The 26328-nt window shown below is 65.1% G+C and carries 23 protein-coding genes; 13 read left to right on the top strand and 10 right to left on the bottom strand.

All coding sequences use genetic code 11. The annotated features are described in order from the left end of the window. Positions 1–98 precede the first annotated feature (98 nt). The 6 genes from BM353_RS16820 to BM353_RS01200 all read left to right on the top strand — a co-directional run bounded on the left by BM353_RS16820 (position 99) and on the right by BM353_RS01200 (position 5241). Positions 99–683: a hypothetical protein gene (locus tag BM353_RS16820; protein WP_177220418.1), complete on the top strand. Its 585-nt coding sequence runs from the start codon at positions 99–101 to the stop codon at positions 681–683. A gap of 230 nt (positions 684–913) precedes the next feature. Continuing rightward, positions 914–3073: a phosphoribosylformylglycinamidine synthase subunit PurL gene (gene purL, locus BM353_RS01220; protein ID WP_092075795.1), complete on the top strand. Its 2160-nt coding sequence runs from the start codon at positions 914–916 to the stop codon at positions 3071–3073. Continuing rightward, positions 3070–3729: a hypothetical protein gene (locus tag BM353_RS16510; RefSeq protein ID WP_143104072.1), complete on the top strand. Its 660-nt coding sequence runs from the start codon at positions 3070–3072 to the stop codon at positions 3727–3729. Before purL ends, BM353_RS16510 begins: the two co-directional genes overlap by 4 nt. Beyond that, positions 3650–3886, top strand: coding sequence for a BolA/IbaG family iron-sulfur metabolism protein (locus BM353_RS01210; protein WP_092075791.1), 237 nt, complete (start codon positions 3650–3652; stop codon positions 3884–3886). Before BM353_RS16510 ends, BM353_RS01210 begins: the two co-directional genes overlap by 80 nt. Before the next feature lie 47 nt (positions 3887–3933). Beyond that, positions 3934–4302: a Grx4 family monothiol glutaredoxin gene (gene grxD, locus BM353_RS01205; protein ID WP_092075789.1), complete on the top strand. Its 369-nt coding sequence runs from the start codon at positions 3934–3936 to the stop codon at positions 4300–4302. 36 nt (positions 4303–4338) lie between these two features. After that, complete coding sequence (locus BM353_RS01200; protein WP_092075787.1) at positions 4339–5241, top strand: dihydrodipicolinate synthase family protein; 903 nt, start codon at positions 4339–4341, stop codon at positions 5239–5241. Between the two features lie 19 nt (positions 5242–5260). Here BM353_RS01200 and BM353_RS01195 read toward each other — a convergent pair whose 3' ends face one another. Both BM353_RS01195 and BM353_RS01190 read right to left on the bottom strand, forming a co-directional pair. Continuing rightward, the gene (locus tag BM353_RS01195; protein ID WP_092075785.1) at positions 5261–5647 is read right to left on the bottom strand and encodes a cell division protein ZapA; all 387 of its coding nucleotides are present in this window, start codon (positions 5645–5647) and stop codon (positions 5261–5263) included. After that, entirely contained in the window at positions 5648–6157 is a 510-nt protein-coding gene (locus tag BM353_RS01190) for a hypothetical protein (RefSeq protein WP_092075783.1), read from the bottom strand. It lies immediately after the preceding gene. A 178-nt stretch (positions 6158–6335) separates the two neighbouring features. On the opposite strand from BM353_RS01190, the gene tkt reads away from it, so the two are divergent. Continuing rightward, on the top strand, positions 6336–8357 hold the full coding sequence (tkt, locus tag BM353_RS01185; RefSeq protein WP_092075781.1) for a transketolase: 2022 nt from the start codon (positions 6336–6338) through the stop codon (positions 8355–8357). A gap of 169 nt (positions 8358–8526) precedes the next feature. Here tkt and BM353_RS01180 read toward each other — a convergent pair whose 3' ends face one another. Together BM353_RS01180 and BM353_RS01175 are read right to left on the bottom strand one after the other, a co-directional pair. Then, the gene (locus BM353_RS01180) at positions 8527–9633 is read right to left on the bottom strand and encodes a Ppx/GppA phosphatase family protein (protein ID WP_092076446.1); all 1107 of its coding nucleotides are present in this window, start codon (positions 9631–9633) and stop codon (positions 8527–8529) included. 195 nt (positions 9634–9828) lie between these two features. Continuing rightward, a complete protein-coding gene (locus tag BM353_RS01175) occupies positions 9829–10098 on the bottom strand; it encodes an usg protein (protein WP_092075779.1) in 270 nt (89 codons plus the stop codon). A gap of 204 nt (positions 10099–10302) precedes the next feature. On the opposite strand from BM353_RS01175, the gene gyrA reads away from it, so the two are divergent. Beyond that, entirely contained in the window at positions 10303–13059 is a 2757-nt protein-coding gene (gyrA, locus tag BM353_RS01170; RefSeq protein ID WP_092075777.1) for a DNA gyrase subunit A, read from the top strand. A gap of 142 nt (positions 13060–13201) precedes the next feature. Here gyrA and BM353_RS01165 read toward each other — a convergent pair whose 3' ends face one another. Genes BM353_RS01165 through BM353_RS01155 form a run of 3 tightly spaced genes read right to left on the bottom strand, consistent with a single transcriptional unit; the run spans position 13202 to position 16597 of the window. Further along, positions 13202–14674 (bottom strand): carboxypeptidase M32, encoded by a 1473-nt coding sequence (locus BM353_RS01165; protein WP_092075775.1) that lies wholly within the window; start codon positions 14672–14674, stop codon positions 13202–13204. Positions 14675–14677: 3 nt separating this feature from the next. Further along, positions 14678–15817 (bottom strand): heme A synthase, encoded by a 1140-nt coding sequence (gene ctaA, locus BM353_RS01160; protein WP_092075773.1) that lies wholly within the window; start codon positions 15815–15817, stop codon positions 14678–14680. Between the two features lie 33 nt (positions 15818–15850). Beyond that, positions 15851–16597 (bottom strand): RNA methyltransferase, encoded by a 747-nt coding sequence (locus BM353_RS01155; protein ID WP_092075771.1) that lies wholly within the window; start codon positions 16595–16597, stop codon positions 15851–15853. Between the two features lie 134 nt (positions 16598–16731). Here BM353_RS01155 and BM353_RS01150 point away from each other — a divergent pair, with 134 nt between their 5' ends. Then, positions 16732–17658 carry a lysophospholipid acyltransferase family protein gene (locus BM353_RS01150; RefSeq protein WP_092075769.1) on the top strand — a complete coding sequence of 309 codons (927 nt, stop codon included), beginning with the start codon at positions 16732–16734 and terminating at the stop codon, positions 17656–17658. Between the two features lie 211 nt (positions 17659–17869). Here BM353_RS01150 and BM353_RS01145 read toward each other — a convergent pair whose 3' ends face one another. Next, complete coding sequence (locus BM353_RS01145; RefSeq protein WP_177220417.1) at positions 17870–18595, bottom strand: DUF1223 domain-containing protein; 726 nt, start codon at positions 18593–18595, stop codon at positions 17870–17872. A gap of 275 nt (positions 18596–18870) precedes the next feature. On the opposite strand from BM353_RS01145, the gene acnA reads away from it, so the two are divergent. The 4 genes from acnA (at position 18871) to BM353_RS01125 (ending at position 23953) form a co-directional block, all read left to right on the top strand. Then, positions 18871–21651, top strand: coding sequence for an aconitate hydratase AcnA (gene acnA / locus BM353_RS01140; RefSeq protein ID WP_092076442.1), 2781 nt, complete (start codon positions 18871–18873; stop codon positions 21649–21651). 278 nt (positions 21652–21929) lie between these two features. Continuing rightward, positions 21930–22532, top strand: coding sequence for a VPLPA-CTERM sorting domain-containing protein (locus BM353_RS01135; RefSeq protein WP_092075767.1), 603 nt, complete (start codon positions 21930–21932; stop codon positions 22530–22532). Between the two features lie 222 nt (positions 22533–22754). Continuing rightward, positions 22755–23309, top strand: coding sequence for a VPLPA-CTERM sorting domain-containing protein (locus BM353_RS01130; RefSeq protein ID WP_177220416.1), 555 nt, complete (start codon positions 22755–22757; stop codon positions 23307–23309). 452 nt (positions 23310–23761) lie between these two features. Then, positions 23762–23953 (top strand): hypothetical protein, encoded by a 192-nt coding sequence (locus BM353_RS01125; protein ID WP_092075763.1) that lies wholly within the window; start codon positions 23762–23764, stop codon positions 23951–23953. 95 nt (positions 23954–24048) lie between these two features. On the opposite strand, the gene BM353_RS01120 is transcribed toward BM353_RS01125, so the two are convergent. Both BM353_RS01120 and BM353_RS01115 read right to left on the bottom strand, forming a co-directional pair. Next, a complete protein-coding gene (locus BM353_RS01120) occupies positions 24049–24852 on the bottom strand; it encodes a glycosyl transferase (RefSeq protein WP_092075762.1) in 804 nt (267 codons plus the stop codon). Between the two features lie 5 nt (positions 24853–24857). Further along, complete coding sequence (locus BM353_RS01115) at positions 24858–26024, bottom strand: M20 aminoacylase family protein (protein ID WP_092075760.1); 1167 nt, start codon at positions 26022–26024, stop codon at positions 24858–24860. Positions 26025–26328 lie beyond the last annotated feature (304 nt).

The following is a 26328-nucleotide window of genomic DNA, read 5'->3' as shown; positions in this document are numbered from 1 at the left end:
TTCTTGTCAGACCTTTACAGAATGTTAACGTCCGACCGGTCGCGGGTCCGGTGAGATCCGGTCTCACACGTCACGAATACCGTCAGGAGTAACGAACCTTGAATTTTTCCTTTTTCACCCGCGCCGCAGGCGCCGCATTGGTCATCCTCGGCCTCCAGGCCGCGCCGACCCTGGCCAGCACCGTCACATTCGACGTCTCGTCGACCTCCGCCTTCGAAGACCTATTCACCGGCAGTCCCCTGACCGGAGGGTCCCTCTCCGGCTGGTTCGACTTCACCGATGACAACGCGAATAACATCATTGAGGGCTCTGAAGTCACCGCCTTCGAGCTGACCTCAGTCGGGTTCAGCATTTCCGCTATGAATTTCACCCTCTCCAGCGCCGCTGGTGACCAATCTTCCGCCGGATCCTTGCTTCCAGTCGCGATCGGCGCCGGAGTGCTGGCTGACGATATTACCTTCGTGAGCTCTTTGGGTCTCGAGTCCATTGCACTCTCTTTCGCACTCGGATCAGCTCCGGAGATCGACTTGTCGGCAACTGGACCGCTCTCCTTCCTCTTTGCCACGGCCACAGCCAGCGTGACCGCGCGCATCGATCCCATCCCGCTTCCGGCGGGCCTTCCGCTGCTCGCTGGCGGGCTCGGCCTTTTCGGCCTGATCGGGCGCAGTCGCGCACGCGGCTGAACCTGCGCAACACGCATCACGGGCGGGCGCCTCTCGTGCCCGCCTTTCGCGACCCGCCCCCTTCATCGCATGGCGCTTTCGCGCGGCGGCGCCTTGCGCAGACGCCGCCCGGCCGTTTTGCCCGGCGCCGGCCCTGGCGATGCGCAATCGGGGCCTTCCCCCCTGCCCGCCCTTGCCGTAAAGAGCGGCCAAGGGGCGCGCGGCGCCCGGCAACGACCCGAGGATGACCCATGCAGGAGCCCACCATCACGCCCGAACTGATCGACGCGCACGGGCTCAGCCCCGACGAATACGCGCGCATCCTTGAGATCATCGGGCGCGAGCCGAGCTTTACCGAGCTGGGCATTTTTTCCGCCATGTGGAACGAGCACTGTTCTTATAAGTCCTCCAAGAAATGGCTCCGCCAGTTGCCCACCACCGGCCCCCAGGTCATCTGCGGCCCCGGCGAGAACGCGGGCGTGGTGGATATCGGCGACGGGCAGGCGGTCGTCTTCAAGATGGAGAGCCACAACCACCCCTCCTACATCGAGCCCTATCAGGGCGCGGCGACGGGCGTGGGCGGCATCCTGCGCGATGTGTTCACCATGGGCGCGCGGCCCATCGCCTCGATGAACTCGCTGAGTTTCGGCGAGGTGGCCCACCCAAAGACGCGGCGCCTCGTGCACGGGGTTGTCGAGGGGGTTGGCGGCTACGGCAACTGTTTCGGCGTGCCCTGCGCGGGCGGCGAAGTCCGGTTCCACCCGGCCTATAACGGCAACTGCCTCGTCAATGCCTTTGCCGCGGGGCTCGCCGATGCGGACAAGATTTTCTACTCGGCGGCCTCCGGCGTCGGCATGCCGGTGGTCTATCTCGGCGCCAAGACGGGCCGCGACGGGGTTGGCGGCGCAACCATGGCCTCTGCCGAGTTTGACGACACCATCGAAGAGAAGCGCCCCACGGTGCAGGTGGGCGACCCCTTCACCGAAAAGCGGCTGATGGAAGCCTGCCTTGAGCTGATGCAGACCGGGGCGGTGATTTCGATTCAGGACATGGGCGCGGCGGGCCTGACCTGCTCTGCCGTCGAGATGGGCGACAAGGGCGGGCTCGGCATCCGGCTCGATCTGGAGAAAGTCCCCTGCCGCGAAGAGGCGATGAGCGCCTATGAGATGATGCTCTCGGAAAGCCAGGAGCGGATGCTCATGGTCCTCAAGCCCGAAAAGGAAGCCGACGCCCGCGCAGTCTTCGACAAGTGGGATCTCGATTTCGCCATCGTCGGCGAGACCATCGCCGAGGACCGGTTCCTCATCCTGCACCACGGCGAGACCAAGGCCGATCTGCCGCTTTCCAAGCTCTCGTCCGAGGCCCCGGAATATGACCGGCCCTTTGTCGAGACGCCCCCCGCGGAGCCGCTGTCGGACGTGCCCGGGATCGACCCGATCGACGGGCTGCGGGCGCTGCTCGCCTCGCCGAACTACGCGGCGAAACAGTGGGTCTATGAGCAATACGACACCCAGGTTATGGCCGACACGCTGCGCACACCGGGGCTGGGATCGGGGCTCATCCGCGTCCACGGGACCGAAAAGATCCTCGCCTTCACCTCCGATGTAACGCCCCGCTACGTGCGCGCCAACCCGGTAGAGGGCGGCAAGCAGGCGGTGGCGGAAGCGTATCGCAATCTCTCAGCTTCGGGCGCCAAACCTCTGGCCACGACCGACAATCTCAATTTCGGCAACCCCGAGAAACCCGAGATCATGGGCCAGTTCGTCGGCGCTCTGCGCGGCATCGGCGAGGCGGTCTCCGCGCTCGACATGCCCATCGTGTCGGGCAATGTGTCTCTCTACAACGAGACCGACGGCCAGGCGATCCTGCCCACGCCGACGATCGGCGCGGTCGGGCTGATCGAAGACGAGACCGCCCTCATCGGCACCGAGATCCGCGAGGGCCATGTGCTCCTGCTCCTTGGCGAAACCAGTGGCCATCTGGGCCAGTCGGCGCTTCTGGCCGAAGTCTTCAATCGCGAGGATGGTGACGCGCCCCACGTCGATCTGGCAGCGGAAAAGGCCCACGGTGATTTCATCCGCGCCAACCACGCCCAGATCAAGGCCTGCACCGATCTCTCCGATGGCGGGCTCGCGCTCGCGGCCTTCGAGCTTGCCGAAGGCTCCGGCATCGGCCTCACCCTCGACACCGACGACACCGCCACGCTCTTTGGCGAGGATCAGGGCCGCTACCTCATCGCCTGCAATTTCGATCAGGCCGAATGGCTCATGATCGCCGCGGGTCAAGCCGGGGTTCCGCTCACGAGCATCGGCAAGGTGGGCGGCGATGCCATCAGTTTCGGCAGCGTCTCGGCTCCGCTTCACGAACTCGCCGCAACCTATCGCGGCGCGTTCGCCGAGCAGCTGAGTTGATCGACCTGACCGCAGATTGCGGCCGCTGCGCCGCGCTCTGCTGTCTCGCGCTCCACCTCGACGCGGGCTCGCGTTTTGCCATCGACAAACCGGCCGGGGCGCCCTGCCCCAACCTCGACCGGACCGGCCAAACCCACGGCTGCACGATCCATGGCGATCTGACCGCGCGTGGCTTTCCCGGCTGCGTCGCCTATGATTGCGCAGGTGCGGGCCAACGGATCACGCAGGAGCTCTACGCCGGAAAATCCTGGCGCACGGAGCCCGCGCTCGCCGCGCCGATGATGGAGAGCTTCCGCCACATGCGCGCGATCCACGAAATGCTCCAGATGCTGGACGCGGCCGAGGCCCTGCCGCTTGGCGCCGCCGACCGCGCCGCGCTCCGCGAGCACCGCGACCACCTCGCGCGCCCGATGACGCCGGAGACCGCCGCCGCTGCCGCCGGGGATCTGCCGGAGCTGCGCGCCCTGCTGCGCGGGCTCGCCGGAGCCCTGGGCAGCGCCGCACGGGCGGCTGCGCACTTGCAGCCAGCGCCCCGCATCTCTACATCTTGGGAAAAGACCGCCAGGAGCCCCGAGCATGGCCATTACAGCGCAAGACATCGAACACCTCCTGCGGGAGAGCTTCCCGGACGCCCGGATCGCCGTTCAGGGCGATGACGGGGCGCATTTCGCCGCCGAAGTGATCGACGAGAGCTTTCGCGGCATGAACCGGGTGCAGCAGCAACGCGCTGTCTACGCCGCGCTCAAGGGCAAGATGGACGGCTCGAACGGAGAACTGCACGCGCTGGCCCTGACCACGCGCGCGCCGGACTGAGATAAACGGGGCCCCAAGCCCCCCCGAGCAGACGGAGCTCTATGACCATGACGACGACCGACGCCAAGACCGCCATCGACGACACCGTGAAAGCCCATGACGTGGTGCTGTTCATGAAGGGCACCAAGATGATGCCGCAGTGTGGCTTCTCCAGCCGCGTTGCCGGCGTTCTCAATTTCATCGGGGTGGAGTATCACGACGTGAACGTGCTCTCCGATGAGGAGATCCGCCAGGGGATCAAGGACTATTCCGACTGGCCCACGATCCCGCAGCTTTACGTCAAGGGCGAGTTTGTCGGGGGCTGCGACATCATCACCGAGATGACGCTTTCGGGCGAGCTTGACCAGCTCCTGGCCGATCAGGGTGTGACCTATGACGCGGGCGCCTTCGAGAAGATCCGCGAAGCCAACGCCTGACCCCACCTCACGCGCCACAGAAAGAAGGCTCCGTAAATGTCTGTATTCTCGGGGCTTTCCGCATTCACCATTACGCCTGCGGATGAGGCCGGAGTGGTGGATACCGATGCGCTTGGCCGGCATCTGGACATGCTCGTCAGGCCCGGCATCGCATCGATTGGCCTGCTCGGCAGCACCGGCACCTATGCCTATCTTTCGGCGTCCGAACGGCGGCGCAGCGTGGAGGCTGCCGCGGCGGCGCTTGACGGGCGCGCGCCGCTCGTTGTGGGCATCGGGGCGATGCGCACCGACGCGGTGATCGGCCACGCGCGCCATGCCGAAGCGGCCGGGGCCGATGGGCTCCTGCTCGCGCCCGTGTCCTACACGCCGCTTACGCAGAATGAGGTCTTCGCTCACTTCAAAGCGGTGTCCGAGGCGACCGCCCTGCCGCTCTGCATCTACAACAATCCCGGCACGACGCATTTCACTTTTTCGGACGCCTTGCTCGGCTCCCTCGCCGCAGTGCCGGGGATCGAGGGCGTGAAAATGCCATTGCCCGTCTCGGGATCGGTTTCCGAGGAAATCGCGCGTCTGCGCCCGCAGCTGCCGGACAGCTTCGTGCTGGGCTACAGCAACGATTGCGGAATGCGCGCGGCGCTCAGCGGCGGCGCGGATGCGTTTTTCAGCGCGATTGCGGGGTTTTTGCCGGAGCCCTTCCTCCAGATGGCCGCAGCGATCGCGGCCGATGACCACAGTGAAACAGACCGTATCGACGCCGCGCTCGCGCCCCTGCTGGAGCTCTGCGCCCGCTATGGGAGCCTGCGCCTGATCTATGCGATCGGGCAAAAGCTCGGGCTGATCACCGCCGAGCTGCCGCGCCCGCTCCTGCCTCTACCGGCCGAAGCGCACGCGCCGCTCGACACCGCTCTCGCGTCCCTGTCGGATCAGGGCCTGATCTGAACCGCTCGCGGCAGCGCGATCAGCTTTCCTCGGATTCCTCGATCCGGTCAGCCAGGGCCTCGGCTTGCGCCGCCATTTCCGCCAGCGACTCGCGGAGCGCGTCAGGCACGACCGGGATCTCGACCCGTTCGGCCGGGGCGGCTTTGAGTGTCTCGATTTGCTGGACCAGCTTGGAGGCTTCAGCCCGCTCCGCACGAGCCCGCTCCTCGGAGCCCACCAGCTTGTCGGCGAGCATCAGCCCCGCCATCAGCAGCATCCGTTCCTCCGGCATCCGCCCGACCTGTTCGAGCAGCGTCTGGGCCTCGCGATCGAGCAGGCTCGCCGCCGAATAGAGGAACTGTTCCTCGCCTTCCTGACAGGCGACCGCAAAGCTCCGTCCGCCGATTTCAATTTTTACTTCAGGCATTTACGCCTCCTCCGTCTCGGCGTGATCCAACACGGGTGCGAGGGTGGCAAGGATCGCGCCAACCTCTGCGCTCTCCGCCGCGCGCGCGGCGCGCAGCCCGTCCAGCTCGGCGCTCATCGCCGCGTCGATCACCGCCTCGACGGCGGAAGCCTCAAGCCCGCTCACCGCCGCGTCGCGCATCTGCGCCGTAACGGCAAGCAGCGCGGCATTGGCCGATTTGAGCTGTTGCACGGTGGCGTCCAGCGCGCGCAGCGCCTCGCCCTTTTCGGCCAGTTCAGATTCCAGATCCCGCACTTGGCCGCGCAGCCGCGCCCGCGTCGCCGACAACTCAGCCTTCAATTCCTCAACTTCGGTCTCGGCGGCCTCTTGCGCCGCGCGAGCCTCCGCCAAGGCCTCGGGATCGGCGCCGGGCGCCTCGGGCTCACCCCCGACCGCACGCGCTTCGATCCCCTGCCTGATCCGCGCCAGAGCCGCGCTCAAACGGGTTTCAAGCTCTTCGATTTCACTCATGCCTGCCCCTTACATTCGGGCCCTTCTGGCCGCATACGAAAGATAGTGTCGCACCGCGCAAACACGGAATCAATGCCTTGTCCCACGAAGTTCACCCATCGGGCAAGTCGGCGCTTGAACTTCGCCGCCTGACTGCTAAGAGGCCAAGACCCTAATCGCCTTTGAGGAAACCGCCGCCATGGATCTCGCCGCTCTCCGCGCCGCCAATCCCGACCACTGGATGCAGGCCGCCGCCATCCGCACGCTGACGCTCGATGCCGTCGCCGCTGCCAATTCCGGCCACTCCGGCGCGCCCATGGGCATGGCTGACATCGCCACCGTTCTGTTTTCCAAACACCTCAAATTCGACGCCGCCGCCCCCGATTGGGCCGACCGGGATCGGTTCATCCTGTCGAATGGCCACGGCTCGATGCTGCTCTACGCGCTGCTCTACCTGACCGGGTATGAGGACATGACGCTGGAGCAGATCAAGAACTTCCGCCAGTGGGGCGCCATCACCGCCGGCCATCCCGAATACGGCCACGCCAAGGGCATCGAGACGACGACCGGCCCGCTGGGCCAGGGCCTCGCCAACGCGGTCGGGTTCGCCATGGCCGAAGAGATGCTGCGCGCGCGCTACGGCAAGAAGCTCGTGGATCACCACACCTATGTCTTCGCCGGCGACGGCTGCCTGATGGAAGGCATCAGCCACGAGGCGATCGGCCTCGCCGGTGCCCAGCAACTCAGCAAGCTGATCCTGTTCTTCGACGACAACAACATCACCATCGACGGCACCGTCGATATGTCAGACCGCACCGATCAGGTCTCGCGGTTCAAGGCGGCGGGCTGGCATGTCCAGTCGATCGACGGCCATGATCCGGTCGCCATCGACGAGGCGATCACCAAGGCAAAAGCCGCGGGCAAGCCCTCGATGATCGCCTGCAAGACCCACATCGCTATCGGCAGCTCGGCGCAGGACACCTCCAAGGGCCACGGCGCGCTCACCGATCCGCAGCTCATCGCCGATGCCAAGGCCGCCTATGGCTGGACGGGCGGGCCGTTCGAGGTCCCGGCGGAGGTCAAATCCGCGTGGGAGGCCCACGGCGCCCGCGGTCGGGCCGAGCGCGAGGCATGGGAGGCGCGGCTGGCCGAGACCGGCGCGGGCCGCAAGGCCGAGTTCGAGCGCACCCTGACGCGCGACGTGCCCAAGCGCCTCGCCTCCGCGATCCGCGCGCACAAAAAGCTGATCTCCGAGAGCGCGCCCAAGGTGGCCACGCGCAAATCCTCCGAGATGGCGCTCGACGTGATCAACCCGATCCTGAAGGAAACCGTGGGCGGCTCGGCCGATCTCACCGGCTCCAACAACACCCGCAGCGCCGACATGGAGGTCTTCTCGCCCGAGAACCGCAAGGGCCGCTATGTGCATTTCGGGGTCCGCGAACATGGCATGGCCGCAGTGATGAACGGCATGGCCCTGCATGGCCAAATCCGCCCCTACGGCGGGACGTTCATGGTCTTCACCGACTACGCCCGCCCCGCCATGCGCCTCGCCGCGCTCATGGGCATCCCCACGACCTTCGTGATGACCCACGATTCCATCGGTGTCGGCGAAGACGGGCCGACACACCAGCCGGTCGAACATCTCGCAATCTCGCGCGCGACGCCCAACACCTACGTGTTCCGGCCCGCGGATTCCGTCGAGACGGCCGAGGCCTGGGAAATTGCGGCATCGAGCAAGACGACGCCCTCGGTGCTCTCGCTCACGCGGCAGGGCCTGCCCACCGTGCGCACCGAGCACAAGACCGCGAACCTCACGGCCAAGGGCGCCTATGTGCTCGCCGATAGCGATGGCAAGCGCCAGGCGATCCTGATGGCCAGCGGCTCGGAAGTCTCCTTGGCGCTCGCCGCGCGCGATATCCTGCAGAAGGAAGGCATCGGGACGCGCGTCGTCTCCATGCCCTGCATGGAGCTCTTCGCCGCGCAGGATGAGGCCTATCGCAAACGGATCCTCCCGGGCGGTGCGGTGCGTGTGGCGATCGAGGCCGGCGTGCGCATGGGCTGGGATCAATGGCTTCTCGGTGAACGCGGCCGCGAAGCCAAGGCGGCCTTCGTCGGCATGTCGGGCTTCGGCGCCTCTGCGCCCGCGGCCACTCTGTTCGAAGAGTTCGGCATCACTGCCGAGGCCGTGGCCGAGAAGGTCCGCACGCTCATCGCAGGCTGATTGAGCCGATACGGCCGGTCAAATTCCCCGCGCGGCGCCCCGGCACCGCGTGGGGTTTTCTTTTTGTGAAAACTGTTTCAGCGAATCGATCGGATCGATCCCGACAGTTCGACGAACGCCGACAGTTTGACAGATGCCGAACAGTTCGACACAGGCCGACAGGTCACGCTCAGCGTGCGCCGCCCCAGACACCGTCTCTGGCCATCTGGGCATAGAGCAGCCCCTCGCGCAGCCCACGGTCTGCAACCGAAAGCCGGTCGGTGGGCCAGCAACGCATCATCGCCTGCAAAATGGCCGCGCCGGACATGATCAGCGCCTGACGGTCCTGCCCGATCCGCGGATCGCGGCGGCGCCCCTCTGGCCCGAGCGCGAGGTAATCGCGGATCACCTTGTCGATCTGATCGGAGGTCATGCGCAGTCCATCCACCCGCGTCCGGTCATAGCGGCGCAGGCCCAGGTGGCTTGCCGCGACGGTGGTCACGGTGCCGGATGTGCCGATGATCTGGAACCCTTCACGCGCCTGCTCCCGGTCGTAGGGGGCGAATTCGGAGAGGTTCTCCTCGAAATACCAGCTCATGAGCGCGAAACGCGCCGCGTCGTCATCCACATCGCTGAATTGATCGCGCAGCGTCGCCACCCCGAGCGGCACGCTGATCCAGTCGACAACCCGGGCGCCGCTGGCGGCGGTCTTGCGATTGAGCCCCGCCTCCATGGCCATGATGGCGCCGGGCCGTTCCTCGGGCGCGACGCCGGTGAGGTCGATCCAGACTAGCTCGGTCGAGCCGCCGCCGATATCGACCACCAGAAGCTGTTCCGTCCGCCGCCCGACGAGCGGAGCACAGGAGATCACCGCGAGCCGCGCTTCCTCGGCCGGTGGGATGATCTCCAGCCGCAGCCCGGTCTCTCGATGCACCTCGCGCAAGAATCGCGCCCCGTTGCGCGCCCGACGGCAGGCCTCCGTCGCCACCAGCCGCATCGAGCCCACATCGTGCCGCCGCAGCTTCTGCTTGCAGACGCGGAGCGCCTGGATCGTGCGATTCATAGATTGACGAGAGAGCCGGCCGCTGCTTTCGAGGCCGGCCCCAAGCTGGACCGATTTCGAAAAGCTGTCCACGACTTTGAACTGCTCCCCCTGCGGCTGGGCGATCAGCATGCGGCAACTGTTCGTGCCAAGATCGAGCGCCGCATAGAGCGGCGCCGGATCGGATGAGACCAGTGCGGGGCTCTCAACCTGTCTGGGGAGCGCGCCCGCACTTTGGGAACGCCTGGGCGCCATGGTTGCGCCCTCCATTTTCGAGTTAGCATAAAACTAACCATCCAACGGCAGACCTGCAAGGCCCAAGACGTATCAGCGCGCGGCGCGCTGCCGTGCGGGCGCCCCTTCGGAGCATGCAAGGTTCGAACGCGAAGCCTTCCCCACGGCGCGCAACCCTCTGTTCGCGCGCGCAAAAACGGGATGCCCCGCCCGGCCTCAATGGTAGTGGAATTCACCCACGACGTTGCGCCATTCGCCCGAGGAGAGCATCTTGCGATGGGCAAAGCGCACCGAATGCAGCGGTCCCTCGATCTCGTCCTGCCAAAATTCGATGAACTTGAAGAGTTTGGGATGGTCGGGCGCAAGATCGTAGTCCTGCCACAAAAACACATTCAAAACATGGGTATAGTCGGGCATTCGGTAGAAAAATTCCGCCGTGGTCAGCCCGTAGCCTTTGAGCATGAGTTCGGTCTCTCTTGGCTCCATCGTCTTTCCTCACTTTGCCGCCGGTCTTCGCCCGGCCCCATAACGATGCCCATCGAAACTTACTTTTCAATGAAAACAATGTGTTGGCAGGCATCGCCGATGGCTGCCAACACACCGCCGAGAGGAGCATTGCACCCAGCATATGCCCTCTGATATACCAGTGGACAACAATATATAGATCGCAGCAGAACAAAGGCGGCCAAGGTGAACGACACTCCGGAAACCCCTGAAAACGAAGACGAAAATCCGGAAATCGCGCGGCCTGCCTATGACGGTCCGACGATCTCGATAACCGAGGAGATGCGCAGCTCCTACCTCGACTACGCCATGAGCGTGATCGTCAGCCGCGCAATACCCGATCTGCGCGACGGCCTAAAACCTGTGCACCGGCGCATCCTCTACGCGATGCACGAGACGAATAACGCCCACGACAAGCCCTACCGCAAATCGGCCCGGCCGGTTGGCGACGTGATGGGGAAATACCACCCGCATGGCGACAGCGCGATTTATGACGCGCTGGTGCGGATGGCGCAGGATTTCTCAATGTCGCTGCCGCTGCTCGACGGGCAAGGCAACTTCGGCTCAATGGATGGTGATAACGCCGCCGCCATGCGCTACACCGAGGTGCGGATGGACAAGCCCGCGGCTTATCTGCTGTCGGACATCGACAAGGACACTGTTGATTTTCAGGACAATTACGACGGCAAGGATCGAGAGCCCACGGTCCTTCCCGCGCGGTTTCCCAACATGCTCGTCAACGGCGCGGGCGGGATCGCGGTCGGCATGGCGACCAACATTCCGCCGCATAACCTCGGCGAAGTTGTTGACGCAACACTGGCACTGATCGAGAACCCGGACCTAACGTCCGAGCAGCTCATCGAGTATGTGCCCGGCCCCGACTTCCCCACCGGCGCGCTCATGCTCGGCCGGTCGGGCGCGCGGAAGGCCTATCTCGAAGGGCGCGGCTCGGTGATCATCCGCGCCAAGACCCGGGTCGAGGAGATCCGCAAGGATCGCTATGCCATTGTTCTCGATGAGATTCCCTATCAGGTCAACAAGGCCGCGATGATCGAGAAGATCGCCGAGCAGGTACGCGAAAAGAAGATCGAAGGCATCGCTCATGTGCAGGACGAATCCGACCGGCATGGCGTCCGGGTCGTGGTGGAGCTGAAGCGCGATGCGACGGCGGAGGTGGTTCTGAACCAGCTCTTCCGCTTCACGCCGATGCAGACCTCTTTCGGCTGCAACATGCTGGCCCTGAACGGCGGACGGCCGGAGCAGCTCACCCTGCGCAAGTTCCTGACATCCTTCATAGATTTCCGCGAAGACGTGGTCGCGCGGCGCACGGCCTACCTGCTGCGCAAGGCACGCGAGCGGAGCCATATCCTCTGCGGTCTGGCCGTCGCGGTCTCCAACGTCGATGAGGTGGTGGCGACGATCCGGGCATCCGCCGATGCGGCGGAGGCGCGCGCGAAACTCATGGAGCGGCGTTGGCCCGCAACCGAGATCGCCGGCTACATCCGTCTGATCGACGATCCGACCCACAAGATGAACGAGGACGGGACCTACAACCTGTCGGAAACGCAGGCCCGCGCCATCCTTGAGCTGCGACTGCAGCGCCTGACCCAGATCGGGGTCAAGGAGGTCACCGACGAGCTTGAAGAGTTGGCGGCCAAGATCAAGGAATACCTTGAAATTCTCGCCTCGCGCGAGCGGATCATGGGGATCATTGCCGATGAGCTGCGCGAGGTGCGCGAGCAATTTGCCGTGCCGCGCCGGACCGAGATCATCGACTGGTCTGGCGACATGGAGGACGAGGACCTCATCGAGCGCGAAGACATGGTCGTCACGGTCACGGCGGGCGGCTATATCAAGCGCACCGCGCTGGCCGATTTCCGCGCCCAGAAGCGCGGCGGCAAGGGGCTGTCGGGCGGGAGCCTGAAAGAAGACGACGCGGTCACGACGCTGTTCGTCGCCAATACCCACACGCAGCTTCTGTTCTTCACCACAGATGGGATGGTTTACAAGCTCAAGACCTGGCGCCTTCCGCTCGGGAGCCGCCAGTCGAAGGGCAAGGCGATCGTCAACATCCTGCCGATTCCGCAAGGGGTTTCGATCGCGGCGATCATGCCGGTGGACCGGCCCGAGACAGAGTGGGACGATCTGCAGATCGTTTTTGCCACCTCCGCCGGGACGGTTCGGCGCAATCGGCTGTCCGATTTCACCAATGTGAAGTCGAACGGCAAGATCGCGATGAAGTTCGAGGATGAAAACGCCGGGATGCGGCTCATCAACGCGCGGATCTGTTCAGACGACGATGACGTGATGTTGGTCACCAATTCCGGCCGGGCGATCCGGTTCCCGAGCACCGAGGTACGGGTCTTCAACTCGCGGGCCTCGGTTGGGGTGCGCGGGATCCGGCTTGGGGGCACGGACGAGGTCGTCTCGATGTCGGTCATCCGGCACTATGAGGCGAGCCCCGATGAGCGCGCCGCCTATCTCAAGATGCGCCGGGCCGTGGCCGGGCAGATCGAGGAGGACGGCGAGGCCTCTGACGAGGAAGGCAACGCCGATGCCCGGATCAGCCCGGAGAAATACGCCGAGATGTCGGCGGCCGAAAACCTGATCCTCACGATAACGTCGGAGGGGACTGGCAAACTGTCGTCGAGCCACGATTATCCGGTGCGCGGACGCGGCGGTCAAGGCGTGATGGCGATGGACAAGGCCATGCGCGGCGGGCCTCTGGTGGCCTCTTTCCCGGTGGACTTGGGCGATCAGATCATGCTGGCGACCTCGACCGGACAATCGATCCGCGTGCCGGTGGATGGGATCTCCTTCCGCTCGCGCAGTGCAGGCGGCGTGCGGGTGTTCAACACGGCAAAGGGCGAGACGGTTGTTTCGGTCGCATGGATCGCCGAACAGGACGAAGATGACGCGAGCGCCGGGGAGGCCGAGGCATAAGGGGGCTCCGCCCCCGTCCGCCAAAGGCGGACTCCCCCGGAGTATTTTTCGAAGAGAAGAAGATGAGGGCGCCAATCGAAGTCGGGGACACTTCCCCGACTTCTCATTGTCGTGCAGGGGCGCACGCCCCTGCTCCGTATGATCAGAGATCGTAGAGCGCTTTGAACTTGCCTTCCAGATAGCTCAGTAGCGGCTCTTCGCTTGGGGCCGTGCCACAGGCCTCGGTGATGGTTTCGCTTGGGGGGCGCAGACCGCCGTGTTGTTGCAGGTTCTCGCGGAGCCATGTTGTTGCAGGGCTGGCGTCGCCTTTGGCGAGGGCGCTGTCGAGGGTCGGGATCGCGTTGCGCAGAGCGGTGTGGAGGCAGCCTGCGTAGACGTTGCCGAGCGTGTAGGTGGGGAAGTAGCCGAAGAGGCCGAGGGACCAGTGCACGTCCTGAAGCACGCCCTGAGACGCTGTAGTGACGGCAAATCCAAAGTCCGTTTCGAACCGGTCGTTCCAAGCGGCTTCCAGGTCGGCCACGTCGAGGTCTCCCGAAATCAGCGCGCGTTCGAGGTCGAAGCGCAGCAGGACGTGCAGGTTGTATTGCAGCTCGTCCGCTTCAGTTCGGATGTGGCCGTTTTGCACCCGGTTGACTGCAGCGTAGAAGGCGTCGGGATCGGCAACGCCGATGTCGCCGTGCGCGGACTTGAGTTCCTCGAAGAGCCAGCCTGTGAAGGCGCGGGAACGGCCGATCTGGTTTTCGTAGATCCGGCTTTGGCTTTCGTGGACGCCCATCGAAACGCCCTGCCCGAGCGGTGTCAACGCATAGCCCGGGTTGATGCCCTGCTCGTAGGCGGCGTGGCCGACCTCGTGGATCGTCGAGTAGAGGCAATTGAAGGGATCGTTCGGGTCGGTGCGGGTTGTGATGCGGACGTCCGCGCCGGAGCCTGAGGAGAACGGGTGGACAGCCTTGTCGATGCGCCCGCGCGTGAAATCGTAGCCGAAGACCTCCGCGATTTTACGCGCCATCGTGAGTTGCGTTGTCTCGTCGAAAGTACCCGAGACGCCGGCCGGTTGCGGCTTTTCAAGGATCGCGGCGCGGAGCGCCACGAGACGCGGGCGCAGCGCGCCGAACATCGCATCGAGCTCGGCCCCGGTCGCGCCGGGCTCGTAGTCTTCCAGCAGCGCGTCGTAGGGATCGCCGCCACCCGCGAGCGCCGCGCCCTCTTCGCGTTTGAGCCGGACGACCTCGGCCAGCGTTGGCGCGAAGGCGGCGAAATCATCCGCGGCGCGCGCCTCGGCCCAGATGCCTTGGGCCCGGCTCGTGAGGCGGGCGAGCGCGGTTGCGAGGTCTTCGGGGCGCCTCTGCGCGCGGGCGTAGTCCCGGCGCAGGTGGCGCAGTATCGCCTGGCCCGTCGCGTCGAGCGCCGCGTCGTCGATGTCCGCGAGCCAGTCACCCAGCCTTGGGTCGGTCCGCCGTTTGTGCAGCACGCGCGAGAGCGCCGCGACCTCCTCGGCCCGTTGATCCGCCGCCCCGCGGGGCATCATGGTTTCCTGATCCCAGCCGAGCCGCCCCGACACCTGTGCGAGGGCCTCGGTTTCGCGGACGAATGTCAAAAGGTCGTCGTAACTCATGGATCAGCCCCGGATGGATTGCGCGGGCGGATAGCCGGCGAGGAAGCGGGCGCGCAGGATTGCGACCCAGAGCGCGACGGCGCCCAGCTGGTGCAGGATCGCGATGGACCAGGGCGAGCCGTGCATCACTGTCACGATGCCGAGGAGCACTTGCAGCGAGAGCAGCGCGAGCACCAGGTTGAAGCCGAAGCGGACCGCGCGGTTGCCCGATTTGCGGGAGGCAAACCACGCGCCGACGCCAAAGAGGAAGAGCGCGTAGGCGACCATCCGGTGGATGAACTGCACGGTGGCGTCATTCTCGAAGAAGTTGCGCCACAGAGGCTCGAGCTCGAAGGGGAACGGCGGCAGGAATGTCCCGCCCATGAGTGGCCAGTCGATGTAATTGCGGCCCGCGTCGATGCCCGCCACCAGCGCGCCGATGAGGATCTGGAGGAAGGCGAAATGCAGCAGCCCGGTGCCCATGCCCCAGAGTTTTCGTTCGCGGCCGCGGCGGCGCTGCATCAGGTCCCGTTCGGGGTGGCCCAGTTGGAAGATGTACCAGGCGATGTAGCCGAGGATAACAAACGCGAGGCCGAGGTGCGTGGCAAGGCGGTAGGATGCGACGTCGAGCCGCTCGCCTTCGAGCCCCGAGGAGACCATCCACCAGCCGATCGCCCCTTGCAGCCCGCCAAGCGCGCCGATGAGCAAGAGCCGGTTGGTCCAGCCCGCCGGGACCTTTTTCGCGATGAGGAAGCCCGCGAAGCCCACCGCCCAGATAAGGCCCACGAGGCGGCCGAGCTGGCGGTGGCCCCATTCCCACCAGTAGATCGCCTTGAACTCGGCGAGGCTCATCCCGGCGTTCTGAAGCTGGTACTCGGGGATTTCGCGGTACTTGGCGAACTCGGTCTCCCAGGCCTCGGCGCTCATGGGCGGAAGCGCGCCCGTAACCGGTTTCCACTCGGTGATCGAGAGCCCGCTGTCGGTCAATCGCGTGAGCCCGCCGACGAGGATCATCGCCACGACAAGCGCGAAAAGCGCCATGAGCCAGAGCCGGATGCCTCGCCGCGCGCCGCCGCGCCCGGCGTCGATCATACCGCCCTGCGGGGTGGGTTTGGCCGCGCGCCCGGCGCTGACCTCTTCAAAAATCGATTTGTTCTGGCTCATCTCGCTACTCCATCGATCCCGCTACAGAGCTAGTCACTCGCCGCGCTCTTTCCAGCGGACCATCTGCCGCATGACGCCGTGCAGCATCTGGACATCCGCCCGGGTGAGCGGCATCCGGCTCCAGAGGTTGCGCAGATTGGTTTTCATGCCATGGGCCTTGGTCTCGGGGAAGAAGAACCCCGCCGTCTCCAGCCGCTCTTCGTATTGGTCGCCCAGCTTCTCGATCTCGATCGCCTCGGCCCAACCGGCGCCGGCCAGTTCGGTGACCTCGTGATTGATCTCTTCGCGCGCGCGGCGCCACTCATAGCCGAGGAGCAGCACGCATTGCGCGAGGTTGAGCGAGGCGAACTCGGGGTTGACGGGCACGCTGATGATCCCGTTGGCCCGCGCGATGTCGTCGTTCTCAAGCCCTGCGCGTTCGGGCCCGAAGAGGATGGCCACACGCTCGCCCACCGAAATCCGCTCGGCGGCAAGCTGCATCGCGCGCTCGGGCGAATAGACCGGCTTGGTCAGGCCCCGGGGCCGCGCGGTCGTGGCCAGTACGAGGGTCGCATCGCCAATCGCCTCCGCGGTCGTCTCACAGAGCTGCGCTTCGTCAAGAAGCCTGCCCGCGCCGCTTGCCATCGCCACCGCCCTGGGGTTGGGCCAGCCATCGCGCGGCGCCACGAGGCGCATCCGGTCGAGCCCGAAATTCCACATCGCCCGCGCCGCAGCCCCGATATTCTCGCCCATCTGCGGACGGACAAGAACGAAGGAGGGCTGGGGGGTGTCGCTGGGCATCTGGCTTCCTGGCATGAAATTGCGCGCCCCGCTTACGCCGCCGGGCGATGCAGCGCAAGATGCGGCGGGGCGCGGGTGGGCCGTTGCCCTCCCCCGGCTCGACGGACTAAAGAGGCCGGCGAAGGGGCCCGCCAATGCCTGAAAAGACCAAGACACCCAAACCCGCGCCCGGCGGGATCACAGACTGGATCGTCGACCGACTGCTGCGCGGGCTGATCGCGCTGGCGCTGGCCCTGCCCTGGGAGCGCCGCGTGCCCCTGATGGGATGGATCACGCGCCGTCTGATCGCGCCCCTCGCGGGTTATCGCCGACGCGCCATGGCCAACCTTGCCTACGTCTACCCCGACATGCCCAAACCGCGCCGCCGCGAGATCGCCGACGCAGTGGCCGACAACGCCGGGCGCACGATGATCGAGAACTACGACACGGCCGGCCTGCTCGCCCGCACCGCCGCGCAAAAGATCACCGGCCCGGGCCTCGCCGCACTCGAAGAGGCCAAAGCCGCTGGCCGGCCGGTCATGCTCGTCACCGGCCACTTCGCGAATTTCGAAGTCCCCCGCGCCGCTCTGGTAAATCGCGGCTTCAAGATCGGCGGCCTCTACCGCCCGATGTCGAACCCGTTTTTCAACGAGCACTACAAGCGCAACATGGAACGGCTGTCGGGCCCGGTTTTCCCCCAAGGGCGCCGCGGAACGCTCGGACTCGTCAAACACCTCAAACAGGGCGGCATGGGCATCCTGCTGTTCGACATCTACGACAGCGCGGGCGTGCCAATGGACTTCCTCGGGAAACCCGCGCCGACCCTGACCTCCGCCGCCGAAATCGCGCTCCGAACCGACGCGCTCCTGATCCCGTTCTTCGCCCACAGAAAGACGGACGGCCTGAACTTCGACGTGGAAATCGACGCCCAGGTACCACATGGCGATCCGACCACAATGACCCGAACACTCACCCAAGCGCTGGAGCAACGTATCGAACGCAGCCCCGAACAATGGTTCTGGATCCACCGCCGCTGGAAACCAAAACGCCAAGCCCGCAAAGCCCGGCGCCAATCGACCTGATGCACTGCTCTTGTCAAGCGGAAGCGCGCGGGCAAGCCCACGCGCTACACCATTGAGTTGCGCCGCCTCCGGCGTCGCGCTGGCGCCCCGTGGCTAAGCGTGCCGCCTTCCGCCAATGCATCGCACGCAAAAACCGTCCCCTGCTTCTTCTCTTTAAAAATACTCCCGCCGGAGGCAAGCTGGCAACGCCGGCATCAAACCGCCGCACCGCCTAGCGCAGCTCCGCGGCCCCCAGGATCGGCCCGTGATGTCCCGCCTGGATCACAACCACAAATGGCAACTCCCCCGGCACTGGCACGCGCAAAGACAACGCGTTGCGCCCGTCCCATTTTCCGATCTCGTGAATATCGCGGACGATATTGACATACCGGACAGTCCGGCCCGCATTCTCACCGCGCCCGATCTGAACGCTCGCCTCCGTCAAATACGGCATCACGATGACCTGCGCCAGGCGCTTGAAGGGGCGCCGCGCCGTAGCCTGCAACTCCAGCATCCCGCCCGAACGGTGGGCCTTGAGCGTGACCCCGTGCGAGATCGCCTTTTGGCGGGCGATGGCATTGGCGACCTTCATGCCGTGGTTTCCGACCACATGCTCGGCCCCGCCGATGACCATTTGCGGGGTATAGACCATCCGCTCGCCCATCGCCTTGGCATAGCGTTTCTGACGCGCGGTGAACTGCGGCCCGGCGAACTGGTCCGGCCAACCTAGGTAATCCCAATAATCCACATGAAGCGACAGCGCGATCAAGTCCTCGCGCGCGGCAAGCTCCGGCATGAGCGCATCGGCCGAGGGGCAGGACGAACAGCCCTGCGATGTGAACAGTTCCACGACCACTGGAGAGTCCTCGGCTCTGAGGCGCCCGGCCTGCAGCGTGATCAGCAGCGCGGCCAGCAGCGTCGCCAGCCCCGATATGCGCCCGTATTTGCGCGGCCCCATGGTCGTCCCCTTCTTCGTCACCGCATTTGCCTACCCCACCGGCCCGGCAAACGCCAATCAACCGTTCGCGATGATCGGACATATCGCGCTTCACGGTATGGAGAGCAGAACGGCAGAGCGCCCAATCGCTGGCCACACGCGGGCCAAACCCCGTGTTGAGCCGCGATTGTGTGCAATGGTATACAAAAAATGCGCGCGCCCTCTTGATCGCGCCCCCCGCTTGATGCATCTAGCGCATGACCACCCAGGTTGTTGTCAACACCAAGGAGCTTCGCATGCCCATTGTCGTCGGACAGGATACGTCCAAAACCCGCCGCACGCTCGATGTCAACGGATCGACAATCGCGTATTACTCCATCCCCGCCGCCGAAGCCGCCGGGCTTGGCGATTTCTCCCGCCTGCCCGCCGCGTTGAAGGTGGTGCTGGAAAACATGCTGCGCTTCGAGGATGGCAAGACGGTGACCACCGATGACATCCGCGCCTTCTCCGACTGGGCTGCCAACGGCGGCAAAGGCGACCGTGAACTCGCCTATCGCCCGGCCCGCGTGCTGATGCAGGACTTCACCGGCGTTCCGGCCGTGGTGGACCTCGCGGCGATGCGCGACGGGATCAAGGCCCTCGGCGGCGACCCCCAGAAGATCAACCCGCTCAATCCGGTGGACCTCGTCATCGACCACTCGGTCATGATCGACGAATTCGGCAACCCGCGCGCGTTCCAGATGAACGTGGATCGCGAATACGAGCGCAACATGGAGCGCTACACCTTCCTCAAATGGGGCCAGTCCGCGTTCAACAACTTCCGCGTTGTGCCCCCGGGCACCGGCATCTGCCACCAGGTGAACCTCGAATACCTCGCCCAGACCGTCTGGACCGACACCGACCAGAACGGTGAAAACGTGGCCTATCCCGACACGCTCGTGGGCACCGACAGCCACACCACCATGGTCAATGGCGCGGCCGTCCTCGGCTGGGGCGTGGGCGGGATCGAAGCCGAAGCCGCCATGCTCGGCCAGCCGATCTCGATGCTGATCCCCGAAGTCGTGGGCTTTGAGCTCACCGGCGCGATGCTTGAAGGCACCACCGGCACCGACCTCGTGCTCAAGGTCGTTGAAATGCTGCGCGCCAAAGGCGTGGTCGGCAAGTTCGTGGAGTTCTACGGCGAAGGGCTCGACCGTCTGCCCCTCGCGGACCGCGCGACCATCGCCAATATGGCCCCCGAATACGGCGCCACCTGCGGCTTCTTCCCGATCGACGATGAAACCCTGCGCTACCTGCGCAACACCGGCCGCGACGAAGACCGCATCGCGCTGGTCGAAGCCTATGCCAAGGAGAACGGCTTCTGGCGCGGCGCCGATTACGCGCCGGTCTACACCGACACGCTCCATCTCGACATGGGCACCATCGTCCCCGCCATTTCCGGCCCCAAACGCCCGCAGGACTACATCGCGCTCGACCGCGCCGCGAAAACCTTCGGCGACTACGTCAAGGGCATCCGCGATGGCAAAGACATCAACCCGACGGCCGAAGTCCGCTGGGAAGGGGAAGGCGGCGCGCCGGAACCGACCGATATCCCCGGCGACGAAGGCCACCACAAGCGCGGCTTCGTGGCCACCGAAGACAGCCGCTACCAGATGCACGACGGCTCGATCGTGATCGCCTCGATCACCTCCTGCACCAACACGTCGAACCCCTACGTGATGATCGGCGCCGGCCTCGTGGCCCGCAAGGCGCGCGAAAAGGGCCTCACGCGCAAGCCCTGGGTCAAGACCTCTCTCGCCCCGGGCTCCCAGGTGGTCTCGGCCTATCTCGAAGCGGCGGAATTGCAGGAGGATCTCGACGCCATCGGCTTCAACCTCGTCGGCTACGGCTGCACCACCTGCATCGGCAACTCCGGCCCCCTCGCGCCGGAAATCTCCAAATGCATCAACGACAACGACCTGATCGCCACCTCGGTGCTCTCGGGCAACCGCAACTTCGAAGGCCGGATCAGCCCGGACGTGCGTGCCAACTACCTCGCCTCGCCGCCGCTCGTTGTGGCCTATGCGCTGGTGGGCGACATGAACGTCGATATCGTCACTGCCCCGCTCGGGAATGACCAGGACGGCAACCCGGTCTACCTCAAGGACATCTGGCCCACCTCCCAGGAAGTCGCCGATCTGGTCGAGAAGACCGTGACCCGCGCCGCCTTCCAGGAGAAATACGCCGACGTCTTCAAGGGCGACGAGAAATGGCAGGGCGTCGAGGTGCCGCAGCAGGAGACCTACGACTGGCCCGCGACCTCGACCTACGTCCAGAACCCGCCCTACTTCCAGGGCATGGGCCGCGAGCCGGGCACGATCGAGAACATCGAGGGCGCCCGCGTTCTCGCGCTCCTCGGCGACATGATCACAACCGACCACATCTCGCCCGCCGGCTCCTTCAAGGAAACCACGCCGGCCGGGATCTACCTCACCGAGCGTCAGGTGCCGGTGCGCGAGTTCAACTCCTACGGCTCGCGCCGCGGCAACCACGAGGTCATGATGCGCGGCACTTTCGCCAACATCCGCATCAAGAACGAGATGCTCGACGGGGTCGAGGGCGGCTACACCAAGGGCCCCGACGGGGCGCAGAGCTCGATCTATGACGCCGCCATGGCCTATCAGGACGCGGGCACGCCCCTCGTCATCTTCGGCGGCGAGCAATACGGCGCGGGCTCCTCGCGCGACTGGGCGGCCAAGGGCACGGCGCTTCTGGGCGTCAAGGCGGTCATCGCCGAGAGCTTCGAGCGCATCCACCGCTCCAACCTCGTCGGCATGGGCGTCATCCCCTTCGAGTTCACCGGCGGCGACACTCGCAAATCGCTCGGGCTCACCGGCGATGAAACCGTCTCGATCCACGGGCTCGACAGCGTGACCCCGGCGGCGATCCTGCCCTGCACGATCACCTTTGCCGACGGCACCGAGAAGACCATCGAGCTCAAATGCCGGATCGATACGGCGATCGAGAAGGAATACATCGAACACGGCGGCGTGCTGCACTACGTGCTGCGCGACCTCGCGGGCCTCAGCGCCGCCTGATCCGCGACCGACCCTGACCAATTGAAACGGCGCGCCTCCCCCGGGGCGCGCCGTTTTGCGTTTGCCGGTCGCGAAACAATCGCCCCCCGCGCCAGGCCAGTATTTCCGGCCTCGACGAAATTGCCGGTTTTCCAAAGAGTAGAAATGAGGTGACTCTGCGTCACCTCATCGTTAACAAAGTATTACCACTCTATTTTTTAACGCTGGATGCATTCACAGGCGCCCGTTTCACTTGCCTCCGGTTTCGAAGAAAATCTTTGTACAGGGACAAGACTCCAATGACCTTCAAGACACTGATCGGCGCCGCGGCGCTCGCCCTCGGCCTGAGCGCTGGCGCAAGCCATGCCGCCACTCTCATCGTCTCGAGCGGTAAACTCACCGGCGCCACCGGCGTCGATGTCGGCGGCACCCTCTATGACGTCACCTTCGCTGACGGCTCCTGCGCTTCGCTCTACGGCGGTTGCACGGACGCAACCATCCCCTTTTCCACCGCGGCGGATGGCACAGCGGCGTCGGAGGCTTTGCTGGACCAGGTTCTGCTTGACGGACCGCCGGGCAATTTTGACACCGATCCGACCACGCTCGTCGGCATCACCTCTGTCTCCGCGGCACAGATCTACACACCCTATGCCCGGAACAGCGACCCTACCATCCCAACCGTCCATATCGTTCTTGCTTACAACAGCAACACAGTGACGGCCGGAGATAGCACCATCGGTGGAACGGTCTATAATATTATTGGCGACACAACCGGCCAGACTGATAGGCTCTACGCCGTCTGGTCGCTCTCGGCCGTCACCCCGGTGCCGCTCCCCGCAGGCGGGCTTCTCCTCCTGACCGGCCTTGCCGGACTCGGCTGGCACCGCCGCCGCGCGGGCTGATCCCGCCAGCAAATGCGCTCCGACCCGCGCTCGGCATTGCTCGACACTGGAGAACGCGGGCGGGAACTTTCCCGGTTCAAACGATACCTTTGCGCGGAATCCAAACGATTGGCCGCGTTCGGGGTATTTCCTGAGGCGGAAGCACCTACGGTGTTGCCCTTACGTCAATCATTGGCTTTAATCGCACGAAAATACTTTTTTTGGATCGTTCAGGAGCCATCCATGCTGCGCCCCCTTCTGTCTCTTTTCGCCCTGTTGTTCCACGTCTCCAGCGCCCAGGCCGCGACCTACACCATCGACCTCGTGTTCGACAGCAGCCAGATGGGCACCGTCCATCTCAATGTCGATCTGACCGCCGACTTCTCCACAACCATCGGCGAAACGACCACGGGCCTGAAGGTCAACACCCTGACCGCGTCCGCGCTCGCTGGTGATCTGGAAACCCTCATAGGCGGACTGGGCTACTTATATTGGCCGGGCGTGACCAGCTCGACTCTCATGCTCGGTGGTTTGGCACGCGGCGCGACAAGTTTGGAATTCGACCAGCCGGACATATTCATCCAGCTCAGAGATATCGAGACAATCCCTAGCGTCGCCGTGATCTTCGCGCGCAGCGGAGGGCGTGGTGCAGCGGACACTCTCTACGATGCCACGTCGCTCACCTCGACACTTGCCGTCGTCCCCCTGCCCGCAGGCGGGTTGCTCCTCCTGACCGGCCTCGCCGGCCTCGGATGGCGCCGCCGCCGGCAGGATCACGCAACGAAGGCACAGAGCTAAACCGATCAAACGCCTTGGTGGCGCGGCCCGAGACGATCAGTGCCGCAACAGCGCCCACCACGCCAAGGCCGAAGCCACCTCAACGGCATTTCGCGCGTGGGTTTCCATCGGTGGCCATATCCCGCCCTTCCGTGGAACCGGCGCGAGCGGCACAAGCAACCTGCCTTTCGCAACCTGATCGCCGTTATCGAGCCCCTGACCCTAGGGTCCGCGCCCGCCCGTTTCCAGCGCGCATCCTCGCCCGGCACCCGCCCGACCGCTCGGCATCGGTTCATCGGCACGCTGCGCTTAAACCCGGCAAGCGCGACACCTGATCCCGCCGCCCGTCCTATCCAAAGAACACAAGCATCCCGCGCCGCCGCACCTCTTGCCACGCCCACACATTGCGCTATGATCACTCACAGCTATCAGTCGATAAGCCACGACTATCACGCCACCCCGGAGATCGCCCCATGCCCAAGTACAACCTCAAGTTCGACCTGACCCCGAACGACATGGACCTCATCGAAAACGCCCTGCGCTTCGCTGCCGCCAACGCCAGCGATGAGCCGCGGATCGACGCCAAATCCGCCAATGAGCTCCTTGGCCGCCTGCACAACCAAAAATCGTTCTATCGCCCCAAAGGCCCCTACATCTCCGGCTGACCCCGTCTGCCAGAAGACCCTAACCTTCTTCTCTTACAAAATACTCCGGGGGAGTCCGCCCCCGGCGGACGGGGGCAGCGCCCCCTCTCAGCGCATCAGGCCCATTCCGCCCCCAGATCCTCGCGCGCCCGCGTGATCCAGTGCTCCTCCAGCCAGTCGCACTTGCGCGACCACCTGAGCCAGGAGCCGTGATACCCCTCCACCGCTTCGGTCATCTTCGGCCGCCCGTGAAAGCAGACGACCTTGGCCGCTTCGGGAAGTTTCGGCGCGCGGATATAGTTGAGCGGCGGAAGATCGAGGCAATCGTGCTTGAAAGACACGACCCAATCTCCTGGTATGTAAGCGAAATCTCCGTTTTCCATCGCCTTGTGCGAGGTGTATCTCTGCTCTGAGCCCCGTGCGATCTCCACCTCTTCGTAGGGCTTGGCCGCCAGATCGTCATAGAGATAGGGCTGCAACTCAGGATCGAACTTGAAGACCGAGCCGTGTCCGGTGGGCCGCCCCTTGCGCTTTTCGATCCAATCGTGGCGCATCGCCACCTTGCCCGGCGCGAAATCGACCAGCTCATCGAGGCTGCCGGTGATCACCACGTCGAGGTCAAACCCGAGAAACCCGCCCTGAAGCTCCGGGACAAGCCCGCGCCGAAAGAGCGAAACCTTGCGCATCGCGCCTTGCCGGTTGGCAACCGCCAGCGCCGCCGCCATCGGCTCGGCGAAGGGCTCGACCGGCAGCGGCAGGATCTCCACGTCCGGGTGCAGCCCCTCGGTGTGTTCAGTCATGCAACAGAACCGCACATCGCGCCCGATATTGCGCCGCACACCCGAATAGAGCCGGTTGACATATTCCGGCCCGAAGAGCGTCCCCCATTTGATACAGGCGACATTGACCACATCCGCCATGCGCCTCAGCCCCCGATCGGCATGCGTTGCTCGGCGATCTCGGCCCACCACGAACAGCCCACCGGGATCAGCGCGTCGTCGAAGTTGTATTCCGGATGGTGAACCGGCGCGCTGTCGCCATTGCCGACCAGGATATAGGCCCCGGGCCGCTCTTCGAGCATGTAGGCGAAATCCTCGCCGCCCATGAAGGGCTGAAACTCGGCGCAGTCGCCCGAGACCCGCCGCGCCATCTCCGCGGCGAACGCGGTCTGGGCCTCGTGGTTGACCATGACCGGATAGCCCTGGCGGTAGGTGATATCGACCTCGCCGCCAAAGGTCGCGGCGACCCCGCGACATATCTCGCCGATCCGCCGCTCGGCCAGTTCCCGGCTCTCGTCGCTCATGGTCCGCACCGTGCCGCGCAGTTGCACCGACTGCGGGATGACGTTGTGCGCCTTGCTATCGGTCTCGAACGAGGTGACGGAGACCACGATCTTCTCCACCGGATCGGCATTGCGGCTGACGATGGATTGCAGCGTCACGACCGCCTGCGCCGCCATCAGCGTGGTGTCGATGACCTCGTGCGGCTTGGCCGCATGGCCGCCGCGCCCGGTGAAGCGGACGTCGAACTCGTCCGTGGAGGCGAAAAACGCGCCCGCGCGAATGCCGAAGGCCCCGACGGGCGCGCCGGGCCAGTTGTGCATGCCGTAGACTTCCTGGATGCCGAAGCGCTCCATCAACCCGTCTTCGCACATCTCGCGCCCGCCGCCGCCGCCCTCTTCGGCGGGTTGGAAGATCACCACGAGCGTGCCGTCGAAATTGCGCGTCTCGGCGAGGTATTTCGCCGCGCCCAGCAACATCGCCGTATGCCCGTCATGGCCGCAGGCATGCATCGCGCCATCGGTCTTGGAGGCGTAGTCGACCCCGGTCTGCTCGTGGATCGGCAGCGCGTCCATGTCCGCCCGGAGCCCCACGACCTTGCCCGATCCGGTCTCGCGCCCCTTGATCACGCCGACAACCCCGGTCCGCCCGAGCCCGGTGACCACCTCGTCACAGCCAAAGGCGCGCAGCCGCTCGGCGACGAGCGCCGCGGTGCGATGGGTGTCGAACATGATCTCGGGATGGGCGTGCAGGTCCTGCCGCCATGCGGCGATCTCGGTGTGCAGTTCGGCGAAACGGTTTTTCACGGGCATGGTCGATCCTTTCCTTGCGCGCGCTCAGATCCTTCTGCCGAGGCGCGGCGCGCGTTCAGACCAGCTTCTACCCGCTTCCGCGCGCGACCGCGAGATGGCTTGCGCGATCCTCGCGAGAAAGTGGCACCAGAGGGGCCACCGATTGCGCTGCCGCACGCAGCCGAGGCAGGGGCCGGGGCCGAGCTGCGCGTTGTCGCAGCGTCAAAGACCGCTCACTGTCGACGTTGAGATTGGTTGCATTTTAGAAAAACTCTGTTTCCATAAGGGACACTTAGGCCTTCTTATTGTTGCTTTGCGCAGTGGG

It is taken from the genome of Poseidonocella sedimentorum (genome assembly GCF_900116005.1).
Lineage (GTDB): Bacteria > Pseudomonadota > Alphaproteobacteria > Rhodobacterales > Rhodobacteraceae > Poseidonocella > Poseidonocella sedimentorum.
The sequence above is the reverse complement of the archived record's forward strand: the minus strand, read 5'-3'. Positions and strand labels throughout refer to the sequence as shown.